General features: G+C 34.3%; 1 protein-coding gene. It reads left to right on the top strand.

Features of this window, described 5'->3' with window-relative positions:
- On the top strand, window positions 1-1004 hold a 1004-nt coding region (locus NQQ59_RS25235; protein WP_257698484.1), incomplete at both ends, for an AMP-binding protein.

The raw sequence follows: 1004 nt of genomic DNA, 5'->3' as shown, positions 1-1004 counted from the left end.
TTGGATGTTTTCAATGACACGACTGTGGGTTATCCAAAGGATAAGACTTTACTGGATTTATTTGAAGAGCAGGTGCAAAGAACCCCAGATGCAGTAGCGGTTGTTTATGAGGGGGAAGAATTAAGTTATAAAGAATTAGATAGACAATCTAGCAGGTTGTCAAATTATTTATTATCAAATCATAAGATCAATCCTCAGAGTTTAGTGGGAGTTGTTTTAGAACGCAGCGATTGGTTGATTATTTCATTTTTAGGAGTATTAAAAGCAGGAGCAATATATGTTCCTATAGATATAAATTACCCTGAGGAAAGAAAGGAATTCATAAAGAAGGATAGTGGATGTAGTAAAATTATAGATGAATCATTTCTGAGTTTGTTTAAAGAAACGATTTCTGATTTTTCAGCTGTTAAGCCTGAAGTTGCTATAAATTCAAATGATCTGGTTTATGTTATTTATACTTCAGGAAGTACAGGACAGCCTAAAGGAGTAATGATTGAACATAGAAATTTAACTCATTTATGTTTTTGGCACCAAAGAGAGTATTCTGTTACCGCTAATAGCAGGAGCACCTTGTTTTCCGGAATTGGCTTTGACGCAAGTATTTGGGAAATATGCCCTTATTTGGCTTTTGGAGCGAGCTTGTATCCTGTTCCGGATAAAATTCGATATAATTTAGATCATTTTTCAATGTTTCTGATTGATTATTCGATTACACATAGTTATATACCAACTTCTTTATGTGAAAGTTTAATTGAAGAAGCAATTAGGCTGCCTAATCTTGTTATTTTAACCGGAGGAGATGTTCTGCGTCTAAATAAGTCGACCGATATTAATATTTATAATAATTATGGGCCAACTGAAGCTACAGTAGTTGCTACTAGTTACAAGGTAATAAATGATAGACCAATTAAGATTCCGATTGGTAAGCCAATAGACAATACTACGGTTTACATTATGGATGAAAGCAACCGACTTTTACCCATAGGTATCGCCGGAGAATTATG

It is taken from the genome of Flavobacterium panacis, assembly GCF_024649945.1.
Lineage (GTDB): Bacteria > Bacteroidota > Bacteroidia > Flavobacteriales > Flavobacteriaceae > Flavobacterium > Flavobacterium panacis.
This window is presented reverse-complemented; position numbering and strand designations above follow the sequence as displayed.